This window comes from Flavobacterium ichthyis (genome assembly GCF_009915155.1).
In the GTDB taxonomy this organism is placed as follows: domain Bacteria; phylum Bacteroidota; class Bacteroidia; order Flavobacteriales; family Flavobacteriaceae; genus Flavobacterium; species Flavobacterium ichthyis.
In genome coordinates this window covers 1-23,196 of the sequence record NZ_JAABLM010000002.1, presented here as the reverse complement: position 1 = coordinate 23,196, position 23,196 = coordinate 1, and the positions used below count along the sequence as shown (strand labels likewise).

Annotated in this window: 22 protein-coding genes; 4 read left to right on the top strand and 18 right to left on the bottom strand. The window is 35.3% G+C overall.

Going from position 1 to position 23,196, the window contains the following annotated elements; genetic code table 11:
• Positions 1–3: 3 nt before the first annotated feature.
• From pabB to GV828_RS01715, 16 genes are all read right to left on the bottom strand, one after another.
• The gene (gene pabB, locus GV828_RS01790) at positions 4–1,293 is read right to left on the bottom strand and encodes an aminodeoxychorismate synthase component I (RefSeq protein ID WP_166535754.1); all 1,290 of its coding nucleotides are present in this window, start codon (positions 1,291–1,293) and stop codon (positions 4–6) included.
• Positions 1,294–1,357: 64 nt separating this feature from the next.
• The gene (ypfJ, locus tag GV828_RS01785; protein ID WP_166535753.1) at positions 1,358–2,215 is read right to left on the bottom strand and encodes a KPN_02809 family neutral zinc metallopeptidase; all 858 of its coding nucleotides are present in this window, start codon (positions 2,213–2,215) and stop codon (positions 1,358–1,360) included.
• Positions 2,216–2,271: 56 nt separating this feature from the next.
• Positions 2,272–3,066: a DUF2189 domain-containing protein gene (locus tag GV828_RS01780; protein ID WP_166535752.1), complete on the bottom strand. Its 795-nt coding sequence runs from the start codon at positions 3,064–3,066 to the stop codon at positions 2,272–2,274.
• 42 nt (positions 3,067–3,108) lie between these two features.
• Entirely contained in the window at positions 3,109–4,428 is a 1,320-nt protein-coding gene (locus tag GV828_RS01775) for an aldehyde dehydrogenase (protein ID WP_166535751.1), read from the bottom strand.
• A 3-nt stretch (positions 4,429–4,431) separates the two neighbouring features.
• Complete coding sequence (locus tag GV828_RS01770; protein ID WP_166535750.1) at positions 4,432–5,766, bottom strand: hypothetical protein; 1,335 nt, start codon at positions 5,764–5,766, stop codon at positions 4,432–4,434.
• 71 nt (positions 5,767–5,837) lie between these two features.
• Complete coding sequence (locus GV828_RS01765; protein ID WP_166535749.1) at positions 5,838–6,527, bottom strand: RluA family pseudouridine synthase; 690 nt, start codon at positions 6,525–6,527, stop codon at positions 5,838–5,840.
• Between the two features lie 222 nt (positions 6,528–6,749).
• Positions 6,750–7,106: a four helix bundle protein gene (locus GV828_RS01760; RefSeq protein ID WP_166535968.1), complete on the bottom strand. Its 357-nt coding sequence runs from the start codon at positions 7,104–7,106 to the stop codon at positions 6,750–6,752.
• A gap of 319 nt (positions 7,107–7,425) precedes the next feature.
• Complete coding sequence (gene panB, locus GV828_RS01755) at positions 7,426–8,244, bottom strand: 3-methyl-2-oxobutanoate hydroxymethyltransferase (RefSeq protein ID WP_166535748.1); 819 nt, start codon at positions 8,242–8,244, stop codon at positions 7,426–7,428.
• A gap of 176 nt (positions 8,245–8,420) precedes the next feature.
• Positions 8,421–10,139 carry an ATP-binding protein gene (locus tag GV828_RS01750; RefSeq protein ID WP_166535747.1) on the bottom strand — a complete coding sequence of 573 codons (1,719 nt, stop codon included), beginning with the start codon at positions 10,137–10,139 and terminating at the stop codon, positions 8,421–8,423.
• Between the two features lie 120 nt (positions 10,140–10,259).
• Positions 10,260–11,387, bottom strand: a complete 1,128-nt coding sequence (locus GV828_RS01745) for a sensor protein KdpD (RefSeq protein ID WP_166535746.1) — start codon at positions 11,385–11,387, stop codon at positions 10,260–10,262.
• A 94-nt stretch (positions 11,388–11,481) separates the two neighbouring features.
• Positions 11,482–12,564, bottom strand: coding sequence for a porin (locus GV828_RS01740; RefSeq protein WP_166535745.1), 1,083 nt, complete (start codon positions 12,562–12,564; stop codon positions 11,482–11,484).
• A 63-nt stretch (positions 12,565–12,627) separates the two neighbouring features.
• Positions 12,628–13,188: a K(+)-transporting ATPase subunit C gene (locus GV828_RS01735; protein ID WP_166535744.1), complete on the bottom strand. Its 561-nt coding sequence runs from the start codon at positions 13,186–13,188 to the stop codon at positions 12,628–12,630.
• A 160-nt stretch (positions 13,189–13,348) separates the two neighbouring features.
• Positions 13,349–15,385, bottom strand: a complete 2,037-nt coding sequence (gene kdpB / locus GV828_RS01730; RefSeq protein WP_166535743.1) for a potassium-transporting ATPase subunit KdpB — start codon at positions 15,383–15,385, stop codon at positions 13,349–13,351.
• 11 nt (positions 15,386–15,396) lie between these two features.
• Complete coding sequence (kdpA, locus tag GV828_RS01725) at positions 15,397–17,097, bottom strand: potassium-transporting ATPase subunit KdpA (protein ID WP_166535742.1); 1,701 nt, start codon at positions 17,095–17,097, stop codon at positions 15,397–15,399.
• Between the two features lie 78 nt (positions 17,098–17,175).
• Positions 17,176–17,253: a K(+)-transporting ATPase subunit F gene (kdpF, locus tag GV828_RS13260; RefSeq protein ID WP_166535967.1), complete on the bottom strand. Its 78-nt coding sequence runs from the start codon at positions 17,251–17,253 to the stop codon at positions 17,176–17,178.
• A gap of 83 nt (positions 17,254–17,336) precedes the next feature.
• Positions 17,337–17,618, bottom strand: a complete 282-nt coding sequence (locus GV828_RS01715) for a DUF7674 family protein (RefSeq protein ID WP_166535741.1) — start codon at positions 17,616–17,618, stop codon at positions 17,337–17,339.
• Between the two features lie 3 nt (positions 17,619–17,621).
• Here GV828_RS01715 and GV828_RS01710 point away from each other — a divergent pair, with 3 nt between their 5' ends.
• Positions 17,622–17,804, top strand: a complete 183-nt coding sequence (locus GV828_RS01710; RefSeq protein ID WP_166535740.1) for a hypothetical protein — start codon at positions 17,622–17,624, stop codon at positions 17,802–17,804.
• Between the two features lie 51 nt (positions 17,805–17,855).
• Here GV828_RS01710 and GV828_RS01705 read toward each other — a convergent pair whose 3' ends face one another.
• Both GV828_RS01705 and GV828_RS01700 read right to left on the bottom strand, forming a co-directional pair.
• Positions 17,856–19,190, bottom strand: a complete 1,335-nt coding sequence (locus GV828_RS01705; protein WP_166535739.1) for a sigma-54-dependent transcriptional regulator — start codon at positions 19,188–19,190, stop codon at positions 17,856–17,858.
• Between the two features lie 112 nt (positions 19,191–19,302).
• Positions 19,303–20,730, bottom strand: a complete 1,428-nt coding sequence (locus tag GV828_RS01700) for an L-serine ammonia-lyase (RefSeq protein ID WP_166535738.1) — start codon at positions 20,728–20,730, stop codon at positions 19,303–19,305.
• Positions 20,731–20,926: 196 nt separating this feature from the next.
• On the opposite strand from GV828_RS01700, the gene GV828_RS01695 reads away from it, so the two are divergent.
• From GV828_RS01695 to GV828_RS01685, 3 genes are all read left to right on the top strand, one after another.
• Positions 20,927–21,871: a YihY/virulence factor BrkB family protein gene (locus GV828_RS01695; RefSeq protein WP_166535737.1), complete on the top strand. Its 945-nt coding sequence runs from the start codon at positions 20,927–20,929 to the stop codon at positions 21,869–21,871.
• Positions 21,868–22,398 (top strand): NADPH-dependent FMN reductase, encoded by a 531-nt coding sequence (locus GV828_RS01690; RefSeq protein WP_166535736.1) that lies wholly within the window; start codon positions 21,868–21,870, stop codon positions 22,396–22,398. The genes GV828_RS01695 and GV828_RS01690 overlap by 4 nt, the downstream gene beginning before the upstream one ends.
• A 133-nt stretch (positions 22,399–22,531) precedes the next feature.
• Positions 22,532–23,047, top strand: a complete 516-nt coding sequence (locus GV828_RS01685; RefSeq protein ID WP_166535735.1) for a hypothetical protein — start codon at positions 22,532–22,534, stop codon at positions 23,045–23,047.
• Positions 23,048–23,196 lie beyond the last annotated feature (149 nt).

Sequence of the window (23,196 nt, the reverse complement as noted above, 5' to 3'; positions counted from 1 at the left end):
ATTTTACGCTTCTAAAACCGTTCGCATGGCTTTGGCTTTTAACAAACATTCTTCGTATTCTTTTTCGGGAACGGAAAGTGCTGTGATTGCACTTCCTACGGAAAACGAAACATATTTTTTACGAGAATTATACAAAATACTTCTAATCACCACATTGAAATCAAAGTCGCCTGAAGGTGTAAAATAACCCACGGCACCACTATACAATCCGCGTTTGCTTTCTTCGAGTTCCTCAATAATTTTCATGGCAGAAATTTTTGGAGCTCCTGTCATGCTTCCCATCGGGAATGTAGTAGCGATAATTTCGGTTGGAATTTGACCATCAGCAACTTCTGATGTAATGGTAGAAATTAAATGATGCACTTGCTCAAAGGTATAAACGCCACACAATTCTTCCACATTTACACTTCCTTTGGTTGCTGTTCTAGATAAATCATTGCGAACTAAATCTACAATCATCACATTTTCAGAGCGTTCCTTTTGATTTTTGGCTAATTCATTTTTTATAATTGTATCTTCTTGTGAATTTTTACCACGTTTTGCAGTTCCTTTGATGGGTTGAGAGAGAATTAAATTATTTTGCTTACGCAAATATCTCTCGGGCGAAGCACAAAGCAAATAATTATTATTATTTTTTAAATAGCAAGCAAACGGTGGTGCGGAAATTTCCTGAATTTTACGATAAATTTCCAAAGGATTAATCAATGTATTTTCGGCGAAAAATTCCATGCAAAAATTCGCTTCGTAAATATCTCCACGATGAATGTATTGTTGCATTTTGGCAATTTTTTCTAAATATTTTTCTTTTGAAATTCGTTGCTCAATTTTTGTTTTTGCTGGAAATGATTCTGTATTAATTTCAAAATTTTTTATTTCACGCAAATCATTTTCCAATTCATCCTCACACATTAACAAATATTCTGTTGTAAGTTCATTTGCTTTTACTTTAAAAATTTTCTTCGGTTGAAAGAAAAAAAGCTCCGGAAATTCGAGTCCGTCATAATTTGCAGATGTTAGTTTTTCAACGTCATTTTTCAAGTCATAACTCAAATATCCAAAAATATAATCTTTTGTAATTTGTTGGTATTGAGATAAATCATAAAATCCATGTAAAGCATCAGTTTCGATTGAAGTAAATGCATCAACTGCTACCAAAAAATCAAATGAAGTATATTTTTGTTCAAAATCATTGCTGTCTAACAAGATGACTTCCCGAAATTGTTGGGACCAATTCAGTATTTTTTCTTTAAATGCTTTCGGGTTTTCGATTGTATGTGTGGAAATATTTCTCACGGAAAAAATTTAAGCGGTAAAAATAGGTCATAAAAAAACCGGAAACAAGTTCCGGTTTTGCCTTTTATCTGATTTCTTTAAAAGTATCACCTTGCTTGATATCACCGGTTTTATAACCTTTCATAAACCAATGCATTCTTTGTTCAGAAGTTCCGTGTGTGAAAGAATCTGGCACAACATGACCTTGCATTTTACTTTGAATGGCATCGTCTCCCACAGCTTCAGCTGCACTTAACGCTTCTTCGATATCGCCAGTTTCTAGAAAATTATTCATGTCTTGGTTGTAATGCGTCCAAACTCCAGCATAAAAATCTGCTTGCAACTCTAATGCTACCGAAAGTTTGTTCGCTTCGGCTTGGCTCAAATTTTGTTGGGCTTGACGCACTTTTCCAGAAGTTCCTAAAAGCGTTTGAACGTGATGACCAATTTCGTGTGCTACGACATAAGCTACTGCAAAATCACCTCCTTTAGCTCCTAATTTATTTTTAAGTTCGCCAAAAAATGTCATGTCCATATAAACTTTTTGATCAGCAGGACAATAAAATGGTCCCGAAGCCGAAGTAGCTCCACCGCAATTGGTTTGAACTTGACCACTAAAAAGCACTAAATTTGGTTTTTTGTAAGTCATCCCGTTTTCTTGGAAAATTTTTGTCCAAACATCTTCTGTATCCACTAAAATAGCGTTCACCATTTCGCCTTCTTCTTTTTCTTTTGCGGTTAATTCTCTACTTTCAGTTTGGGGCTGATTTTGTTGCATTTGCTCTAAAATTGGAGCAATATTTTGTCCCGTTTCGCCGCCAAACATGTTGAGTAATAAAACTACAATCCCAATTAATCCACCACCTGCAATCACCTTTCCGGTTGATCCCATACCACGGCGGTCTTCCATATTATCACTTTTTCTTCGTCCTTGCCATTTCATAATTAACAAAATTTTGTTACAAATAAATGAATTTTTTTGGAATAATTTTAAGAAAATTAAAATTCTGATGTTTCGCTTCCTATATCTTCTATTTCGAGTCTGAAATTTGTTCCAATAACTTCATTGTATATTACATATTGCATTGAAAAAATAATGGGAAGCGTAAAAAAAATTCCGATACATACAGCAATTATTCCCAACAACCCCATAACGAACGCTATTAGCATTAAACAGAGTACCACAAAAAAGTTTCGGAATACCATTATTAAACTGGCTTCAATAGCTTCAATGGCGGTCATTTTTCCGAAAATGATGAAAGTGATAAAAAATAAAGTGATAAACTGAATAAAGTAAGTAATTATTTGACCCCAAATAAAGTATCCTGAATAATTAAGTAATGTACTGCAAAAACTACTTACTAAACTCACAATTACCCCGGCAACGATTAGGTCTTTGACAAAATTGCTTCTGTAAAAATAAAAAACAGTGTTGAAGTCAAATGGTTGGTTATTTTCGGCTTGATGCGAAACTTTCAATAAACCCGCATAAAAAGGTATGATAATTGCCGCAAAAAGTACTCCCACAACCACGGTCGTAATAATTGTAACTACTGAGTATTGAGATAATTGCGTTTTTGAAAGTGGAGAAAGCACGTATTCTACTCCGAAAACGATGGACGACATCGCAACACTTAAAGCAAATAAGATGAGTGATAAAAGTAAAATTGCCGCTCCGTTAATCCAAACTATTTTTTTGTAATTTTCGATACATTTCGAAATCATTTCACTGAAATCAAGCCGATAACCATTTTTTTTAATTTCTTCCAAACGGTTTTTAGTGGTAGTTTCCATTATTTATTTTGGTGATATTTGGCTGCGAAATTAAGTATAAAGTTACAACCAACGCATTATTTTTTTTAAGAATTTAAGCCGATTGCCGTAAGGTGCGTAACGTGGTGTCAAGTCAGCCCAAGTTGCTTTTTTTACAATCGATTTTTGATGACAAAAAACTAAAAAATTATCTTTTCCGTGGTAAGCTCCAATTCCTGATTTTCCAACGCCACCAAAAGGTAAATTTTTGTTAGAGAAATGAATGATAACATCATTAACGCAACCACCCCCAAATGGATATTTTTTAATTATTTTTTCGGAAAAATTTTTATCTTCGGCGAAAACGTAAAGAGAAAGTGGCTTGTCATATTTAGATATAATCTTTTCTATATCTTCTGAACTCGAAAAGGTAAGAATAGGCAAAATAGGTCCAAAAATTTCGTCTTGCATTATATCACTTTCTAAAGATGGATTTTCTACTAAAGTTGGTGCCACAAAATGATCATCTTCGATGGTATCTCCACCAAAAATTACATTTTGGCTTTCAAGCAATTTTTTCAATCGGTTGTAGTGCTTGCGATTAATAATTCTTGCATAATCGTCTGATTTTGCAATATCCGACCCAAAAAATGAAATAATTTCTTTCTTAATTGCTTCGATAAATTTATTTTTTATGGCATCATCAACGAGCAAATAATCTGGAGCGATGCAAGTTTGCCCGGCATTTAAAAATTTTCCCCAAGCGATTTTTTTTGCTGCCAATTCAATTTTGGCGCTTTTGTGAACAATACAGGGATTTTTTCCGCCTAATTCCAGAGTGACAGGTGTTAAATTTTTTGCAGCGGCTCTGGCAATTTCAATTCCTACTTTCGGGCTTCCGGTGAAAAAAATATAGTCCCACTTTTTTTGCAATAAATTTTTAGCAATTTCAACATCGCCCAAAACTGCGACTAGTTCTTTTACTTCAAAAATCTCCCGGATCATTTCGGATAGAAGAGAAGCTGTATTTGGTGCTAACTCCGAAGGTTTTAACACCACAGAATTTCCGGCAGCAAAAGCCCACAATGCAGGACAAATTGCCAATTGAAACGGATAATTCCATGGCGAAATCACCAAAACTTTTCCGTAAGGTTCTCGATAAATGTAATTGGAAGACGGAAAATTGAGCCAAGAACCAGCAACTTTTTTAGGTTTTGACCAATTAACCATATTTTTAATCAAATGGCGAAGATCACTTTGTACTACGAAAATTTCCGTTACATAAGTTTCAAAAGCCGGTTTTTTAAAATCTTTTTGAAGCGCATTGATAATTTCCTCTTCTTTTTTAATGATGAGTTCTAAAAATTGCTTGAGTTTTTCGCGTCTTTGTTGAATGTTTGTCATAAATTAATTGAATCCTAATCTAAAGCCAATGTAAAAATCTGCTTGTTGGCCATCAGCTAATAAAGCAGTTAAAACCGAACCAGAACCTACGAAAAATCCGCCAACATGCATTCCTAATCCGGCAGTAAATCCGGAAATTTCATTAGAAGCGATTGGTGCAAAAACTTCAAATTTTTCTGTAGCGTATCGCGGTGTGATAGAAAGCACGTTTTGAGTAGTAATTTGGTCGTTACCGTCATCTTCGTTTAGTTTTTGTTGACCAAAAACCGTAACATAAAAGTCAGAAACAATTTTCAAATCGGCATAAGCGGAAAATAGTGAAGGTAAATTTACCCGAAAATCTCTTGACAAAGGTGTTTCGGTTAGATAACCACTTTGCAATAAAATTTCCTCAACGTCCTCAAAATTAGAAACATTTTGAAATTGGTTCAAATTTAAGGATTCACCTGAAGGAATATTTAGCGTATAATTGGTGGCATGATTGTTACTGTCTTTAAAACTCATTTTTCCTATATTTCTTAAGGAAACTCCTGCATTTAATTTATACTGCTGGTCATCTTTTAACTGATAATTCAAGCCAAAATCGGCCGCAAAACCATTTAAATTTCCGAAAAGAGCCGAGGAATAGTTGTTAAATTCGGTAAAATCTTCTGCTAAACCGCCAGAATAAGCAATATTCAAATTAGCAGTTGCATTCGTAAGTTCGGGGTTTCCTGCAACAATATCAATGGTTCCATTGAAATTTCGGGCACCAAAGTTAGCATACGAACCCGGAAATAATAATTTCATTGAAACTCCTGCATTGAATTTATGAGTGTCATCTTCAAAAATAATTTTTGAAATACCAAAAGCCAATTCACCCCAAACGGTTCCATTGGCACGCTGGTTATCTCCATCAGAAATTACAACAGAATTGAGCAACGACAAGTAATTTTCATTGGTTAATGCATCACCCAAATACGGATTTACTTCAGAAAAATTAATTTTTGCGTAAGCTTTAGACTGAAAAGAAAATGCCCAATCTTGAATTTTTATTGCGAAACCGGGTCCCATCAATTCTGTATCTAATAACAAATTTACTTTTTTGTCAGTGGCAAAAATTTTATCTTCAAAATTATCACTTAGTAAATCTGAATATCCCAAACGGTTGTTTGAAAAATTAACACTTGTAGCGATGATTGCTACTTCGTAATCGGTTTGTAAGTTCGCCAATTCTGCGGGGTTATAACTTGCATTTAGCAAACCTCCGCGTCTTGAAGTAGCGATTCCGGAAAAGTGATCTTGCGCCAAAACTCCGGTAGTGACGCAAAAAATGGCAATAGAAATAATTGTTTTCATGGGATAATTTTTTCTTAATATGAAGGTAATCATTTTTATTAAGAAAAATTTATGTTTTACTAGGAAAAAAATTAAATTGATTTCCAAACGGAATCTTGCGGAACTGGAGCCGTAATTGTTAACGCTTCCTTTGAAACAGGATGTATAAATACCAATTTTCGAGCATGAAGATGAATGCCTCCATCGGGATTGCTTCGGTCGAAACCATATTTCAAATCGCCTTTTATGGGACAACCTATTGCTGATAATTGAGCCCGAATCTGATGGTGTCTTCCGGTATGTAAATTGATTTCGAGAGCAAAATAATTGTTGAGTTCCTTGATGATTTTATAATCTAAACTTGCCAATTTACTTCCTGAAACTTCTCGTGAATGGGCTTTTGAAGTATTGTTTTTTTCATTTCTTTTGAGATAATGAACGAGTTTTGCTTCTTTTTCTGCTGGTTTATTTTTCACAACCGCCCAATAGGTTTTTTGGGTTTCCCGGTTGGCAAAAAGTTCATTCAATCGGGTCAGTGCTTTTGAAGTTCGAGCAAAAACCACAATTCCAGTTGTAGGACGATCGAGCCGATGAACGACACCTAGGAAAACTTCACCTGGTTTGTTGTATTTCTCCTTGATATATTCTTTTACGACTTCACTCAAAGGTTTGTCGCCCGTTTTATCACCTTGAACGATATCGCCAACACGTTTATTGATGACAATAATATGATTGTCTTCGTGGAGGACTTGGAGGTTATTTTTATCGGAAACTATTTTCATTAGACTACTTAGACTACTTGGATTTGTTAGACTACTTAGATTACTTAGACTACTTAGATTACTTAGACTACTTAGACTACTTAGATTACTTAGACTACTTAGATTACTTAGACTACTTGGATTTGTTAAACTTCTTGGACTACTTAGACTACTTGGATTACTTGGATTTGTTAGACTACTTAGATTACTTTGATTTGTTGGACTACTAGATTTTTTGGTTGATTATGTTGTACTTATAGAGGCTCTAAATTTTGAGGTCATTTTAATTATTTCTTCTATCTTGTTAATTAGACGATTTAAATCGTCAATATTTAAAAAGCCTAAATCTGATGCGATTAGGAGTTGTGTTTCAATTTCATAAGCAGAACCAATTGCAATTTCTAAAAACCTAGCAAAGTCTTTTTGCGAGTTTCGAGCACTTCCTTCAGCAATATTAGATGGAATTGAAACACTTGCTCGACGAAGCTGATTGGTTAATCCAAATTTCTCTTCAGAAGGAAAATCAGCGGTAGTATTATAGATTTCGGAACAAAATTTTCTACTTTTTTTCCAAATTTCTAATTCTTTAAAACGGTGCATAAATACTTTTTTTGGTTCATAATTTAGAATTTTACATTTTATAACTGATTTTTTTAAATCTATATAAATCAAATAGTCTAAGAAATCCAAGAAGTCTAATGGTCCAAGAAGTCTAATAGTCCAAGAAGTCCAAGTAGTCTAATAGTCCAAGAAGTCTAATAGTCTAAGAAGTCTAATAGTCCAATAAGTCCAATAAGTCCAATAAGTCCAATAAGTCCAATAAGTCCAATAAGTCCAATAAGTCCAATAAGTCCAAGAAGTCTAAGAAGTCCAAGAAGTCTAATAGTCCAAGAAGTCTAATAGTCCAAGAAGTCTAAAATTAATATTGTTCTTTCTCGTTCGGGAAATCACTCGATTTCACATCTGCTACATATTGACCAATTGCCGTGGTCATTCCTTCATATAAATCCATATAACGTCTTAAGAATCTTGGACTAAATTCGTTGTTCATTCCCAACATATCGTGAATTACGAGAACTTGTCCGTCAACACCGCCACCAGCTCCAATTCCTATTACTGGGATTGAAATACTTTTAGCTACTTTTTCGGCCAAATGAGCTGGAATTTTTTCTAAAACCAAGGCAAAACAACCAATTCTCTCCAGCATTTTAGCATCCTCAATCAGTTTTTCGGCTTCGGCTTCCTCTTTGGCGCGAACAGTGTAAGTTCCGAATTTATAGATAGATTGAGGCGTCAAGCCCAAATGTCCCATTACTGGAATTCCAGCATTCAAAATCTTTTTGATAGAATCTTTGATTTCGCTTCCGCCTTCCAGTTTCACAGCATGACCACCGCTTTCTTTCATGATCCTAATCGAAGAACGAAGTGCTTCTTTTGGATCCGATTGATAGCTTCCGAAAGGCAAATCCACCACAACCAAAGCTCTGTTGATAGCTCTGACAACACTTGATGCGTGGTAAATCATTTGGTCTAACGTGATGGGCAAAGTCGTTTCGTGACCCGCCATTACATTTGAAGCCGAATCACCCACCAAAATCACATCAACACCAGCAGTATCAACGATTTTTGCCATTGTAAAATCATAAGCCGTCAACATCGAAATTTTTTCGCCATTGGCTTTCATTTCAATCAAGGACTTGGTGGTTATTCTTTTATAATCTTTTTTCGCTACAGACATTTTGATTTTTGATTTTAGAGTTCTGAATTTAGAGTTCTGAATTTTTTATTTTTAATTTTCAGAAGCTGTAAATGTACAAAAATGCTTTTGGTAAGGTTGTACCCTCAAATAGGTTTTTTTCTATAATTTAAAAGAAAAGCTTAAAGATCGAACTATTAAAATAGGGTAGTAAAAGTTTAGGCAATGGGTAATTTAAAATAAAAAGTGCTTCCCAAACCCAATTCGCTTTCCAAGCCGATGCTTCCATTCTGAGCTTCAATAAATTCTTTGGAAATAGCTAAACCCAATCCAGTTCCCGATTTATGACTCCCTGGAATTTGAAAATATTTATCAAAAACTTTCGACTGATAACGCTTGTCAATTCCTTTTCCTTTATCGGTAACTTGAAAAACAATTTGGTTGTTCTCTTGTTTCAATTTTACAGTTACAATACTATCTTCCGAGGAATAACGAATAGCATTGGTCAAGAAATTAATTAAAACCCAAGATGATTTTTCGCTATCTGCTTTTACTTTTGATAAATTAGATGCAGATTCCAGTACAACATCAATCTGTTTTTGTTCTGCTTGAACTTTAACCGCTTCAATAGCGTATTTTGCAATTTCATTCGGATAACTTTTTTCTATATTCAATTGGATGTTTCCGGTTTCTAATTGTGATAATTCTAATAATTCGCCAGTTATTTTTAATAACCGCTGACTATCATCTTTAATACTCTCTATCAGTTGTTTTTGATCGTCATTTATAGCTCCAGTTGAAGTATTTTCTAATAGTTGCAAACTCATTTTTATGGAAGCAATTGGTGTTTTTAATTCGTGCGAAACGGTTGCAATAAAGTTGGTTTTGGCAAAATCCAGTTCCTTAAAAAGGGTAATGTTTCGCAAGATGATGACGTTTCCAATGTCGATAGATTGTTCTTCTCCAGTTGGTTTTATAGTGATGTTTACCGTTTCTTTTTCGAAATAACTTTCTTTTCCATCGGCAAAAATTTTCATAGGATGTGTTTTCGGACTTTCCAATTCGTTGATGATTAAGGACTTCATCAAATCGTTTTTCAAGGCCAAAGTTGTAGCCAATTGTCCGATAACTTCTTCTTGTTTTAGCCCAGTAATCTTTAAAGCTTCCTCATTAACAAACAGAATAATTCCGTCATAGTCCAATCCAATGATGGGGTCGTGCATATTGTTAATTAACGTTTCCAATCGTTTTTTTTCAAAGGTCAATTTGTGCAAACTACTGTTAGAATATTCTTCCAATTTTTCTGCCATGGTGTTGAACGATTTTGCCAAATCGCCATATTCGTTATGGTTTTGAAAATGAACACGTTCGGAATAATTCCGGTTGGCAATTTGCTTGATACTTTCCGTTAATTCTTTTATCGGATTGGCAATATTATTAGGCAAATTCACTAACAAATTAAAAGCAATTAAAAAGCATAATGTTCCCACGATAGCAATCCATAAATTGGCAGTTTCGGCGTTTTCTTTGGCAATATCACTTTTGATTTTTATGGCATTCATATTGAGTTTCATAATCTCAAAAATGTCTTGCCGAATCTGTGATTTTAGTTTTTCATTTTTAGGGTCAAGTTCTAATTGCTCGAATTTTTTTTGCAAGTTTTGAGTTGCTTTTTTTTCGCCTGCTTCTGTAATGTTGTCGCTTTGTTGTTGTAGGTTTTTTTCAAAAAGAAGAATGGCTTTTGGTTCGTCTTCAGCAATTTCATCCAATGCAGAAAGCATATTTCTAGCATATTCCAAGGTGTTGTAATTGGCTTTCAGGATGTTTTGGGTATCTTTTTTTATCGAAAAAATATAAAAAGTACTTACCAAAGAAAGCACAATTATTAAGAGGAATAACAATCCGACAGCTAGATTTAGTTTGGTTTTTATTTTCATAGTACTGTTTTTTCTAAACCATTAAGGAATTAGGAAAATTAAAGTTGCTGTATTTTATTAGTTGATACAGATTGTTACAGATTAATTTAGTGGAAATTCGTGTAATTCCTGTCTTTTTTTTTAGGATAAAATCACTAAATCTACATTTGATTTTGATAAGCTATTTAATAATTTTCTGAAAATAGTGGTGGACAAAATTACTTTAAATAAATTGAAATGTGGCTTGCCGATACAAACCGTTGTGATGTTTTTTTGCACTACGATTTTCAGCATTGCTTCGGTAATATTTGAACTTTCAATCTTGATGACTTCGGCACCCAATTGTGTGGCTAATTTAAAATTATTAATCAAATGACGCTGTTTATTTAAAGCAATTTTAGTAGGGCTTTCTTTTGGTGTTTCTACATATAAGACAGACCAACTTCCGTTGTAATAACTCGCCAATCTTGCCGTTTTTCGGATTACAATTTTGGCAGTTTTATCATTACTACTGATACAAGCAAGTAATTTTTCATGCTTTATAGCCAGATTTTTTGGGACTTCATTTTCTACTTTCCGAACCACTTGGCTCGCAACTTCCTTTAATGCCAATTCACGCAATTGCAGGATTTTATCGGCTTTAAAAAAGTTCGACAAAGCCGTTTGGATTTTATCTTCAGTATAAATTTTTCCAGCTTTCAACCTCGAAATCAAATCTTCTGAAGTCAAATCGATATTTACCACTTCATCTGCCAATCGCAACACATTATCGGGAATCCGTTCTTGAACATCAACGCCAGTAATGCGTTTTACATCTTCATTCAAACTCTCAATATGTTGGATATTTACCGCGGAAATCACATTGATTCCGGCTTCCAGAATCTCCAAAACATCTTGCCAACGTTTTTCATTTTTGCTTCCTTCGATATTCGTATGAGCCAATTCATCTACAATCACAACTTCCGGACGTAAATTGATGATGGCTTGAACGTCCATTTCCTCCAGGTTTTTTCCTTTGTAGAAAATACTTCTCCTCGGAATTATAGGCAAACCATCCAGCAATTCGTGAGTTTCTTTGCGAAAATGCGTTTCGATATAACCAATTTTAACATCGATTCCATTCTTCAAAAGCGTGTGAGCTTCTTGAAGCATACGATAAGTTTTCCCCACACCAGCACTCATACCAATGTAGATTTTAAACTTTCCTTTGCGTGATTTCTGGATTAAATCGAGGAAATGTTGGGCGTTATTTTGTTTTTCTTGTTCCATGTTATTAGCCACAAAATTTTCTCGCAAAGACCCAAAGACGCAAAGTTATACTATCAACATCTTTGCTACTTCGCATCTTTGCGAGACCATTCATTTAAAATGAAATCGCCAATGAAGTCGTCAAAAAAGTATTACTATTCGTCGGATTTCCATCTTTTATAAACACTTCATCTCTGCTTGCTAAATTTCTAGCTTCAATTCTGAACATCACATTATCGGAAACTAAATAATCAAAATTAGCTGAAAATCCGTAGGTTTTAAATCCGTTTTCAGTTCCCGTGGCGATAATTACTCCTTGTTCATCTTGGTAATATTCAGCTCGAACTGCAATTTGAGTTTTAGCCGTTGGCTTGTGCTGCAAAATCAAAATTGGCGAAAACCAAATGTCATAATCGCTACTTCCATTCACGGTTTGTTGTGCACCAATATCAAATCCGGCAGTTAAATTAATCTTTTCAGAAAACTTAAATTGTCCATAAAAATTATTGAAATAACGCCATTTTCTGTCGTTATCAGGTTGCTCGTTTCCAATATATGTACTCCAGTTTAGAGTCGTATTATCAGTTGGTTTATATGTAATTTGAGTTCCAAAAGCAGGCGTTTGATTGCCTTCAATCTTCTGGATACGTTGCCAACCGTTCAAGTACATCGCACTCAAATACCATTTTTCTGATGGCGAAGTGTAGCCAATTTTTGCTCCAGCTTCATAATAAGGAGAATTGTCGGCCAAAATACTTCTCGTTAGAGTCTGGCAATCTTTTCCAATCGCACTTTCAAAACCAATGTGAGAAGGCATAATTCCTGCATCAATCCATAAATTATGTTTTGAGGAAATTTTCACACCAACGTTCGCTTCAAAAACATTTTTCAATAAATCTTGTTCGCCAGCTAAATTATATTCGGCATAAGTTCCCGCCATAATGGCTAAATTTCCACGGACGTTATCTTTGGCATAATTCACTTTTGCCAAGCCCAAATTTAGGTTTAACTCGTTGTGTTTGTTGTGACTATAAATGAATCCAGGTCGAATGTGGTTGTCAGGATTTCCAAAATCATAACTATAATACGTTTCCACATATCCTGAAAAGGTCAATGGTCTGTTTTCTTTTACTGCCTCTTGAGCGTTTATTGTTGTACAACCGAATGCTACTAAAGCAGTAATTATTAATTTTTTCATTTTTATAATTATTATCTGTCATTTTAACTCTTTCAGTGTTCAAACCCTGAAAGAGTTGTATAACTATTTTAATTTATCCAATTCAATATTTAATTTCAACACATTTATTTTTTCAGTACCCAACATTCCTAAAAGTGGTTTTTCGGTATTCTTCAGAATGATTTCCAACACTTTCTCTTCCGAAATTTTTCTACTTTCAGCTATGCGTTTCGCCTGAACTTTGGCACCTTGAACCGAAAGATTTGGATCCAATCCACTTCCTGAAGCTGTAACTAATTCCGATGGAACTTCGCTACGTTTAACCGATGGATTTTTCAATAAAAAAGTATCGATTCGGGTTTGAACTTCGGCTAAATAATCAGGATTGTTTGGTCCTTTGTTGCTTCCGCCAGAACCAGCCCCATTGTAATCTACCGCTGATGGTCGAGACCAAAAGTATTTATTATCTGTAAATTTCTGTGCCACATTGATGTGATGATTTTTTCCGTTAACGACAACAATTTCGCCTTTCCCTTGATTGGGTGCGAATTGTGCAATTCCGAGAATAATCAAGGTGTAAAGTCCTGAGAAAAACACGGCACAAAAAACGGTTAACCGGATTGCTGGTAGTATATTTTCTTTCATAACTAAATATTTATTATTTTTAATGGTGTTATGTAATTCGCAAAAATGCTCATTTCATAATTTCTATTTATTTTGCCACGAAGGCACGAAGACACAAAGTTTTTCTTTAAGTTAAATTTAGATTTGTCCGTGTTCTATTTTCCATACTCTATTTTCTCTTTTAAATAAACATTGACACTACTAAATCAATCAATTTTATTCCGATAAAAGGAACAATCACGCCACCAATTCCGTAGATGAATAAATTTCTACGCAATAAAGCCGATGCACCAATTGGTTTGTAAGCAACGCCTCGTAAAGCAAGCGGAATCAGGAACGGAATGGCAATCGCATTAAAGATTACTGCCGATAAAATGGCACTTTCAGGACTGTGTAAACCCATAATGTTCAAACCTTGCAAAGCTGGAATTGCTGTGATAAAAAGCGCTGGAATGATGGCAAAATACTTCGCCACATCATTCGCAATGGAGAAGGTTGTTAACGTTCCTCTTGTCATCAAAAGTTGCTTTCCAATTTCTACAATTTCGATTAACTTGGTTGGGTCATTATCTAAATCCACCATATTTCCGGCTTCTTTTGCAGCTTGAGTTCCGCTGTTCATGGCTACACCAACATTGGCTTGAGCTAAGGCAGGAGCGTCATTGGTTCCGTCACCCATCATGGCAACCAATCTTCCTTCGGCTTGCTCTTTTTTGATGTAATTCATTTTATCTTCAGGTTTTGCTTCGGCAATAAAATCATCAACACCCGCTTTTTCTGCGATAAATTTTGCCGTAAGCGGATTATCTCCGGTAACCATAACCGTCTTGATTCCCATTTTGCGTAAGCGTTCAAAACGTTCTTTCATTCCGGTTTTGATGATGTCCTGCAACTCAATTACACCTTGAACTTCGTTGTTTTTGATGACTACCAAAGGAGTTCCTCCATTAGAAGAAATATCAATCACTTTCTGTGCAATATCTTTTGGAAACAAATTACCAGCTTTTTCAGAAATATTTTTTGCCGCATCTTGAGCACCTTTTCTAATGTTAGTACCATCTTTCAATATTACACCAGAAGTTCTGGTTTCTGCAGTAAATTTGATTAAAGTTGCACCATCGATAGATAATTTATTCGATAGATCTTGACCAGCCAATTCCACAATACTTTTCCCTTCTGGCGTATCATCTGCAAGCGAACTCAACACAGCCGATTCGATAAAATCTTCTTTAGAAATTCCTTTTGTTGGATAAAAAGCAGTTGCTTTTCGGTTTCCAATGGTAATGGTTCCTGTTTTGTCCAAAAGCAAAACATCAATATCTCCAGCAGTTTCTACCGCTTTTCCAGATTTTGTAATGACATTGGCACGTAAAGCTCGGTCCATTCCAGCTATTCCAATAGCGGATAATAATCCACCAATTGTTGTTGGAATCAAACACACAAAAAGTGAAATAAACGCTGCAATCGTGATTGGTGCATTCGCATATTTTGCAAATGGTGCTAATGTAACTGTTACAATAATAAATACTAAAGTGAATCCAGCTAGTAAAATTGTCAATGCAATTTCGTTTGGCGTTTTTTGACGGCTTGCACCTTCTACCAAGGCAATCATTTTATCCAAAAAACTTTCGCCAGGTTCAGAAGTTGCCATTACTTTTATTTTATCGGATAATACTTTTGTTCCGCCGGTTACCGATGATTTATCACCACCAGCTTCTCTAATTACTGGAGCACTTTCGCCCGTAATGGCACTTTCGTCTATGGTAGCCAAACCTTCGATTATTTCTCCATCGGTTGCAATAATATCTCCAGTTTCGCATACAAAAATGTCACCTTTTTTCAATTGAGCAGACGAAATGGTTTGACCGTTTTCTAATTTAGCAGGTGTTTCTTCACGGGTTTTTCGCAAACTATCGGCTTGTGCTTTTCCTCTTGCTTCAGCAATGGCTTCGGCAAAATTGGCAAAAAGCAAGGTTAGAAATAAAACTAGAAAAATTGTGAAATTATAAAAGAAACTTCCTTGAGCCTCCCCAGACCATTCCAAAGGAGGGGAGAAAAGAATTAAAAGACAGACAAAAAACATGATGGCTGTTCCAATTTCAACCGTAAATAGTATTGGATTTTTGAACATTATTTTGGGGTTGAGTTTCACGAAGGATTGTTTGAAAGCTTCGCTGACCAACTCTTTTTGAAATAAATTATTTTGAGATGTACTCATGATAGTTGTAATTATTTGGCTGAAAAATATTCAGCGATTGGACCTAAAGTTAAAGCTGGAAAGAACGATAAAGCAGCAACGATAAAAATGACTGCGAAAACCATCAATCCGAAAGTTGAAGTGTCGGTTTTTAAGGTTCCGTTACTTTCTGGAATGTATTGTTTTTGGGCTAACATTCCTGCAATTGCTACGGGTCCGATGATTGGCAAATAGCGAGCTAAAAGCATCACAATTCCTGTAGCAACATTCCAAAACGGAGTATTATCGCCTAAACCTTCAAATCCGCTTCCGTTATTAGCAGACGATGATGTGAATTCGTATAACATTTCACTAAATCCGTGATAACTTGGGTTGTTCAACCAACCGGATAAAGCTTCTGGATTTCCAGCATATAAATGACTTGCTAAAGCGGTTCCAACCAAAATAAAAAAAGGATGTAACAAAGCAATCATCATCGCGATTTTCATTTCTTTAGCTTCGATTTTCTTACCTAAAAATTCGGGAGTTCGACCCACCATCAATCCGCTGATGAAAACGCCGAGAATGATAAAAATGTAGAAATTCAAAAATCCAACCCCAACACCTCCATAAAAACAATTGATCATCATTCCGAGAAGTGTGGTCATTCCTGTAATTGGGGTCATACTGTCGTGCATTGCATTTACAGAACCATTACTGGTAACCGTCGTATAAGTTGCCCAATTGGCGGAAGCTGCCGAACCAAAACGGACTTCTTTTCCTTCCATACTTCCCATATCTTGAGCAATTCCCATATTGGAAATGGCAGGATTTCCGTTCATTTCACTTATTACAGCAGGAATCAATAACATCAGAAAACCTAAAGTCATCACACTATAAATTGTCCACGAAAGTTTTTTGCGTTTCAGTACAAATCCTAAAGCAAAAACCATTGCAATCGGAATCAAAAAGATGGAACCATTCTCAACGATATTGGTCAAGTAATTTGGATTTTCCATAGGATTTGCTGAATTCGGACCGTAGAATCCACCACCATTGGTTCCTAATTGCTTGATGGCGACAAAAGCTGCAACTGGACCGCGACTGATGTTTTGTTCGTTACCTTCAAGTGTTGTAATCGTATCTTTTCCTTCAAAAGTCATTGGTGTTCCGTTCATTACCAAAATTGTAGCGACTACAAATGACAAAGGCAATAAAACTCTTGTACAAGATCTCACGAAAAAACTATAGAAGTTTCCTAAAGTTGCAGACGTTTTTTCTTTCATTGCCATAAAAACTGCGGCACAAATCGCCATTCCGCAACCAGAACTGATGAATTGCCAAAGCATTAAAGTCAACTGACCTAAATACGACAAACCGCTTTCGCCAGAATAGTGTTGCAAATTGGTATTAGTAATAAAACTTATTGTGGTATTAAAAGCCAAATCGCCACTCATAGATGGATTTTCATCGGGATTTAAAGGCAACCAAGCCATATTGGTTAAGACCAACATCGAAATGATGAACCAAACGAGATTGATAGTCAATAGTGCTATTAAATGCTGTTTCCAGTTCATTTCTTTGGATGGATTGATGCCACTAATTTTAAAGAATATTTTATCGATTGGATTGAAAATTTTGTCCAACCAAGTGCTTTCATGATTGAATATTTTGCCGATGTATCGACCAAGCGGTATGGCCAAAAGCACGACCAATCCGTACATAACGATAATTCCGAGTAGTTCAGAGTTCATATTTTTATTTAGGATTTAGGATTTTAGATTTAGGAATTAGACTAGTTTGTCTATAATTCTGCTAATTCTAAATTCCAATTAAAATTTTTCGGGGTTAATTAAAACATAGCAGATGTAAACAAAAACCGCTATGGCGATGATGAAAAGTAGTATCATAAATTAGATTTTTTCAAAGAATTGAATCATTTTAAAAAACAAGGCGAATAGAATCAATCCGCTTGCAGTTAGGACAATTGCCATCATACTCCAGAAGTGTTTATTTGTTTTAGATATTCCGCTTTGAGTGATTGTGGAAATAGATTGGAGATACTGCAATGACGCAGTTCCATAAAAGTAGAAACCGAGAAAACATACACATTAGAAATGGCATTTTTAGTTTCGTAACTTCCGGTAGCAAATAATTTTTCGGCTAAAGCCAGACATTTTTTCGCTCTTACAATATTTCCTGAAACAATGGCTGATTTTGTAATTTCAGCAAATCGTTCGGCTTGTTTGTAAATGGTGGTAACTTGATTTTTCATTGAATGAATTTTTATGTTCATTCGCCTAATGCCAAAAGCTGTTCCAATAAAAAGAAAATAATGCAACGTGTTGTGATTGTTGGTTTTGTGATTGATGTGCCAAAAATTGAGCATGAAAAAACCTATCATTTTGATAGGCTTTTATCGTTTTGGAAGTATTTTGAAGCAACCCTTTCAGAGTTTTAAACTCTGAAAGGGTTATCAGTTAAATTTATCAGTTAAATTTATCAGTTAAATTTATAATTTATATTCATCAATTTTCCGATACAAAGTAGCAATCCCAATTTCTAATAATCGTGCGGTTTCGGCTTTGTTGCCTTTTGTATAATTTAATACTTTCTGAATATGCAATTTTTCAATACTTTGCATGGAGAAAGCCGACATTGTTTTATTAGAATGATCTTGAATGTGTTGCATTTCATACGGCAAAACAGTTGGAGTTAAGCTTTCATCTGCTAAAATTACCGAACGCTCTATGATATTTTTGAGTTCACGAACATTTCCAGGCCAATGATAAGCTTCTAATTTTTGAAGGAAATCAGGCGAGATTTGGAGTTCTTTTTTATTGGTTTTAGCAGAAAATTGCTTGACAAAATAGCTTGTAAGAGGCGAAATGTCTTTTATTCGTTCTCGCAATGGCGGAATAGTAATTTCGAAAATATTCAACCGAAAATACAAATCGGAACGAAAATTATGGTTTTCACTTTCCGTTTTTAAATCACGGTTTGTTGCTGCAATTAGTCGAAAATTTGATTTTTTTGGAGTTGTATCGCCAACCGGAATATATTCATTGGTTTCTAACACACGAAGTAATTTAGATTGCAAATCGATAGGCATTTCACCAATTTCATCAAGGAATAAAGTGCCGCCATTGGCTTCTTCAATAAAACCTTTTTTATCTTTCAAGGCTCCCGTAAAAGCACCTTGCTTATGTCCGAATAATTCGCTTTCAAGAATTTCCTTGCTAAACGTACTGCAGTTTAAGGCCACGAAAGATTTGCCAACTCGATTGCTGTTTTCGTGAATCGCTTGTGCAAAAACTTCTTTTCCCGTTCCGGTTTCGCCCGTTAATAAAACAGTGGAATCAGTTTTGGCTACTTTTTTGGCTAAATCAATTACTTGTTCTAATGCTTTCGATTTTCCGATGATGGTATCAAAGGAATATTTATCAGAGATGCGTTTTTCTAATTTTTGAACTTTCTTTTGAAGTTCCGATTTTTCTAAAGCTTTGTACAAAAGCGGGATTATCTTATCGTTGTCATCGCCTTTTATGATATAATCAAAAGCACCGTTTTTCATCGCTTGGACACCATCGGCAATTTTTCCGTAAGCTGTCAATAGAATCACTTCAACTAAAGGGAAATTCGACTTGATTTTTTCAAGAAAATCGACACCGTTTCCGTCGGGCAATTTTACATCACACAACACAACCTCAATATCGTTTTGCTCTAATTTTTTATACCCCGATTTTAAATCGCCAGCTTCGATTACGTCAAAACCCTCTGATTTTACGATTCGAGCTAGAAGTCCGCGAAGTTTTTCTTCGTCGTCTATGATGAGGATGTTTTTCAAAGCGGGAATTTTTATGCAAAATTAATGTTTTGAATAATCGAAAGTTCAATAGTAGCAATAATTATTTAGTATAAAAACCTTTAACCTTCAACCCAAAACCTTCAACTTAAATTTAACAATCCGCCATATTCACACTAATTGCCAAACCCCCTTCAGAAGTTTCTTTATACTTCGTATTCATATCTTTTGCGGTTTCCCACATTGTATTGATTACTTTATCCAAAGGAACTTTTGCATTTTTAGGGTCAGTTTCCAGAGCCAATTCGGCTGCATTTATGGCTTTAATCGCTCCCATTGTGTTTCTTTCGATGCATGGAATTTGCACCAAACCGCCAATTGGGTCGCAAGTTAAGCCCAAATGATGTTCCATTGCAATTTCGGCAGCCATCAAGACTTGTGCTGGTTTTCCACCCATCACTTCGCACAAAGCGGCTGCCGCCATTGCAGACGACACGCCAATTTCGGCCTGACAACCACCCATTGCTGCAGAAATGGTAGCTCCTTTTTTGAAGACACTTCCAATTTCGCCGGCAACCATTAAAAATTGTTTGATTTCTTTTTCGGTAGCTTGATGATTTTCGATTACCATATAATACATCAAAACGGCCGGAATTACGCCAGCACTTCCATTGGTTGGAGCGGTAACCACTCGACCTAAAGCTGCATTGACTTCATTGACAGCTAAAGCAAAACAGCTTACCCATTTTAGAATTTGGCGGAATTTTACTTCCGTTTTTCTAATCGTTTCGAGCCATTCTTGAGGATTATTATAATTTGATAAACCAATTAAATTTTGGTGCATGTCAAAAGCACGACGACGAACGTTCAAACCCCCTGGAAGAATGCCTTCGGAATGACAACCAATGTACATGCATTCGAGCATGGTGTTCCAAATTCGCATCAATTCGGTATGAATTTCTTCTTCCGAACGCATTGATTTTTCGTTTTCATATACAATTTCAGAAATACTTTTGTTTTCAGAGATAGTATAATCTAATAGTTCAACCGCATTTTGGATGGGAAATGGAAAAGCACATTTGATTTTAATTTTTTCTTTAGCATTCGCTCGTTCTTCTTTCACCACAAATCCGCCACCGATAGAGTAGAAGGTCGATTCGAACTCTTTATCGTCTTTGGTAAAGGCTGTAAAAGTCATTCCATTGGCGTGAAAAGGAAGGAAATTTTTGTTAAAAACAATATCCTGAAGAAAGCTAAACGGAATCACAACTTCGTCAGCAAGTTTAATTTCATTATTATTTTCAATCGATTTAATAATGCCATCAATGTTTTGAACAGGAATATGTTCAGGGTCTTGACCACTCAAACCCAGCATTACTGCTAAATCTGTAGCATGACCTTTTCCGGTTAAGGAAAGCGAGCCAAATAAATCTACTTTTATTCTTTCAACATTGTGAAGTAAATTTTCTTCTCTGAGTTCTGCAAGAAAACGTTCGGCCGCTCGCCAGGGTCCCAACGTATGAGAGCTTGAAGGACCAACACCAATTTTTAGCATATCAAAAACAGAAATACATTCTTCCATAAAAACAATTATTTTCTGGCTACAAATATAATTTTTTTAAACTCCGAAAACGTTTTATAATACTTAAATATAAATTTGTTGAAATTGCTGAACTTGAATAAATTATTGCATATGTTTCTTAAAAATCTTTTAAACATTTTTAGTTTTATCATTTTTAGCGGTAAATTTGAGTATAACACCCTAACAAAAATTTATTTTGCAATACAAAACTCTTTTTTCTCGAACCTGGTATTTACTTAAAACAACTTTTAATGAATTTTTGGACGATAACGCCATAAAATTAAGTGCCTCTTTATCTTATTACACCATTTTTGCGTTGCCGCCATTGATGATTATCATTATAACGATTTGCGGATTTTTCTTTGGGAGAGATGCGGTATCAGGTGAATTGTATGGTCAAATAAACGGCTTGGTTGGAAACGATGCAGCTGCACAAATTCAGCAGGCGATAAAAAATGTCGAGCTTTCAGAGAGCAATATGTTTGCCACCATTTTTGGAATTGTAATGTTGCTTATTGGTGCTAGTGGAGTTTTTGCCGAAATTCAAAGTTCAATTAATTTTATTTGGGGATTAAGAGCAAAGCCTAATAAAGGCATTAAAAAATTTATTGTTAATAGACTCATGTCTTTTTCCATGATTGCATCAGTAGGATTTTTGCTGTTAGTAAGCTTACTCATTAATACAGTTATGGATTTATTAAGCGATCGCCTCATTCAATATTTTCCAGAAGGTACTGTTGTATTGTTTTACATATTAAATAGTGTATTAGTGTTTGCGATAATTGCACTGCTTTTTGCCATTATTTTTAAAGCTTTGCCTGATGGTAATATTAGGTGGAAAGATTCTTTCATTGGAGCTTCTTGCACTGCTATTTTATTTATGATAGGTAAATTTGCGATTGGTCTTTATTTAGGAAACAGCGATGTTGCTTCGGTTTATGGAGCCGCCGGATCGATAATTTTAATTTTAGTTTGGGTTTACTATTCAGCAATTATTTTGTATTTTGGAGCAGAATTTACAAAGGTTTACGCAAAAGCTTTCGGAGGAAATATTTCACCAAATGATTATTCGGTAGAAATCCAAAAAGAAATTTTTGAAATTGTAGAACCTAAAGAATCCCTTAATAAAACAGAAAAATGAAAATAATAGCCTTTGGAGGAAGCTCTAGTAAACAATCAATTAATAAGAAATTAGCCACTTATGCTGCCGGCTTGTTCGAAAATGCGGATGTCGAAATTTTAGATTTGAATGATTTTGAATTACCTCTTTTCAGTGTCGATAAAGAAGCAGAAATTGGAAAACCCGAATTAGCTACTAAATTTTTGGAAAAATTAGACCAAGCCGATATATTAGTAATTTCACTTGCAGAACATAATGCTGGTTTTAGTGTCGCTTTTAAAAATATTTACGATTGGGCTTCTCGCACCGATAAATTAGTATTTCGCGAAAAGCCAATGCTACTTCTCGCCACATCTCCAGGAAGAGGAGGTGGGAAAAATGTTATTGAAGCTGCCAAAATAAGTTTGCCAAAATACGGTGGAAACATCAAAGATACTTTTAGCTTACCTTCATTCAACGAAAATTTTGATTCAGAAAAAAATGTGATCAGCAATCCTGAGTTTGACAATCGGTTAAAACAAATCATTCGGAATTTTGCAACAAACTAACTTAGTCATTAAAAAAAAATGGAAAGCCTCACATACTTGGCCCTGGCATTATAAAATTGGCAAAAGTCCAACTTAAAATTTAGAAAAAACAGTAGAAAAGCGCTCCAATCGAAATAATCTAGCAAAACCACCAATGGAAAAATACCTCCGCCAACTAATTTCCATAGAATTTGAGGACAAAAAAGAAATTTTTACCGGATTTCTAATCGATTTCACAGAAGATTGGATACTCCTGCGTAACAACCCCATCGATTTTATCGTTGACGGCTATACTATATTAAGGAACAAAAATTTAAAATCCATCATCCAAGACGACGATCACGAATTTACAGAACGTGTCATTAAGCTCAAAAAACTCAACACAAGCACCGAAGAAACCATTCCATTGTTGGATTTTAAAACCATTATCACATTCATCGCCCGCAAATATTCCATTTTCCAAATCGCCAAACGATCGGACAAAACGGTCTATCTCGGCAAACTAACCAACATCGACCTAAAAGATTTCACAATCGAATTTCTCTCTCCAGATGCAATATTCGATGGTGAAATGACCATCAAAACCAGCAAAGTTCGCGTCATCGAGTTCGATACCGACTATATCAACTCACTAAAACTAGTCTTAGCCGACAATCAACGCACCCAATAAATTAAATTTGTTACTATATATAAGGAGCGAATCACCGTTTTGTATCAGTAATGGCAATTTCCCGTCCTATTCCAGCTCCGGATTTTTTTTCAGAAAAAGAAAAAAAATCTGGGAGCTTTCCCTGCGGCCGGGGCTAAACGAGTAGGGGT

What these genes read in the sequence shown, in the direction of transcription:
- ypfJ (WP_166535753.1), bottom strand. Translation starts at nt 2,215, where the DNA reads ATGAAATGGCAAGGACGAAGAAAAAGTGATAATATGGAAGACCGCCGT.
- GV828_RS01780 (WP_166535752.1), bottom strand. Translation starts at nt 3,066, where the DNA reads ATGGAAACTACCACTAAAAACCGTTTGGAAGAAATTAAAAAAAATGGT.
- GV828_RS01775 (WP_166535751.1), bottom strand. Translation starts at nt 4,428, where the DNA reads ATGACAAACATTCAACAAAGACGCGAAAAACTCAAGCAATTTTTAGAA.
- GV828_RS01770 (WP_166535750.1), bottom strand. Translation starts at nt 5,766, where the DNA reads ATGAAAACAATTATTTCTATTGCCATTTTTTGCGTCACTACCGGAGTT.
- GV828_RS01765 (WP_166535749.1), bottom strand. Translation starts at nt 6,527, where the DNA reads ATGAAAATAGTTTCCGATAAAAATAACCTCCAAGTCCTCCACGAAGAC.
- GV828_RS01760 (WP_166535968.1), bottom strand. Translation starts at nt 7,106, where the DNA reads ATGCACCGTTTTAAAGAATTAGAAATTTGGAAAAAAAGTAGAAAATTT.
- panB (WP_166535748.1), bottom strand. Translation starts at nt 8,244, where the DNA reads ATGTCTGTAGCGAAAAAAGATTATAAAAGAATAACCACCAAGTCCTTG.
- GV828_RS01750 (WP_166535747.1), bottom strand. Translation starts at nt 10,139, where the DNA reads ATGAAAATAAAAACCAAACTAAATCTAGCTGTCGGATTGTTATTCCTC.
- GV828_RS01745 (WP_166535746.1), bottom strand. Translation starts at nt 11,387, where the DNA reads ATGGAACAAGAAAAACAAAATAACGCCCAACATTTCCTCGATTTAATC.
- GV828_RS01740 (WP_166535745.1), bottom strand. Translation starts at nt 12,564, where the DNA reads ATGAAAAAATTAATAATTACTGCTTTAGTAGCATTCGGTTGTACAACA.
- GV828_RS01735 (WP_166535744.1), bottom strand. Translation starts at nt 13,188, where the DNA reads ATGAAAGAAAATATACTACCAGCAATCCGGTTAACCGTTTTTTGTGCC.
- kdpB (WP_166535743.1), bottom strand. Translation starts at nt 15,385, where the DNA reads ATGAGTACATCTCAAAATAATTTATTTCAAAAAGAGTTGGTCAGCGAA.
- kdpA (WP_166535742.1), bottom strand. Translation starts at nt 17,097, where the DNA reads ATGAACTCTGAACTACTCGGAATTATCGTTATGTACGGATTGGTCGTG.
- kdpF (WP_166535967.1), bottom strand. Translation starts at nt 17,253, where the DNA reads ATGATACTACTTTTCATCATCGCCATAGCGGTTTTTGTTTACATCTGC.
- GV828_RS01715 (WP_166535741.1), bottom strand. Translation starts at nt 17,618, where the DNA reads ATGAAAAATCAAGTTACCACCATTTACAAACAAGCCGAACGATTTGCT.
- GV828_RS01710 (WP_166535740.1), top strand. Translation starts at nt 17,622, where the DNA reads ATGAATTTTTATGTTCATTCGCCTAATGCCAAAAGCTGTTCCAATAAA.
- GV828_RS01700 (WP_166535738.1), bottom strand. Translation starts at nt 20,730, where the DNA reads ATGGAAGAATGTATTTCTGTTTTTGATATGCTAAAAATTGGTGTTGGT.
- GV828_RS01690 (WP_166535736.1), top strand. Translation starts at nt 21,868, where the DNA reads ATGAAAATAATAGCCTTTGGAGGAAGCTCTAGTAAACAATCAATTAAT.
- GV828_RS01685 (WP_166535735.1), top strand. Translation starts at nt 22,532, where the DNA reads ATGGAAAAATACCTCCGCCAACTAATTTCCATAGAATTTGAGGACAAA.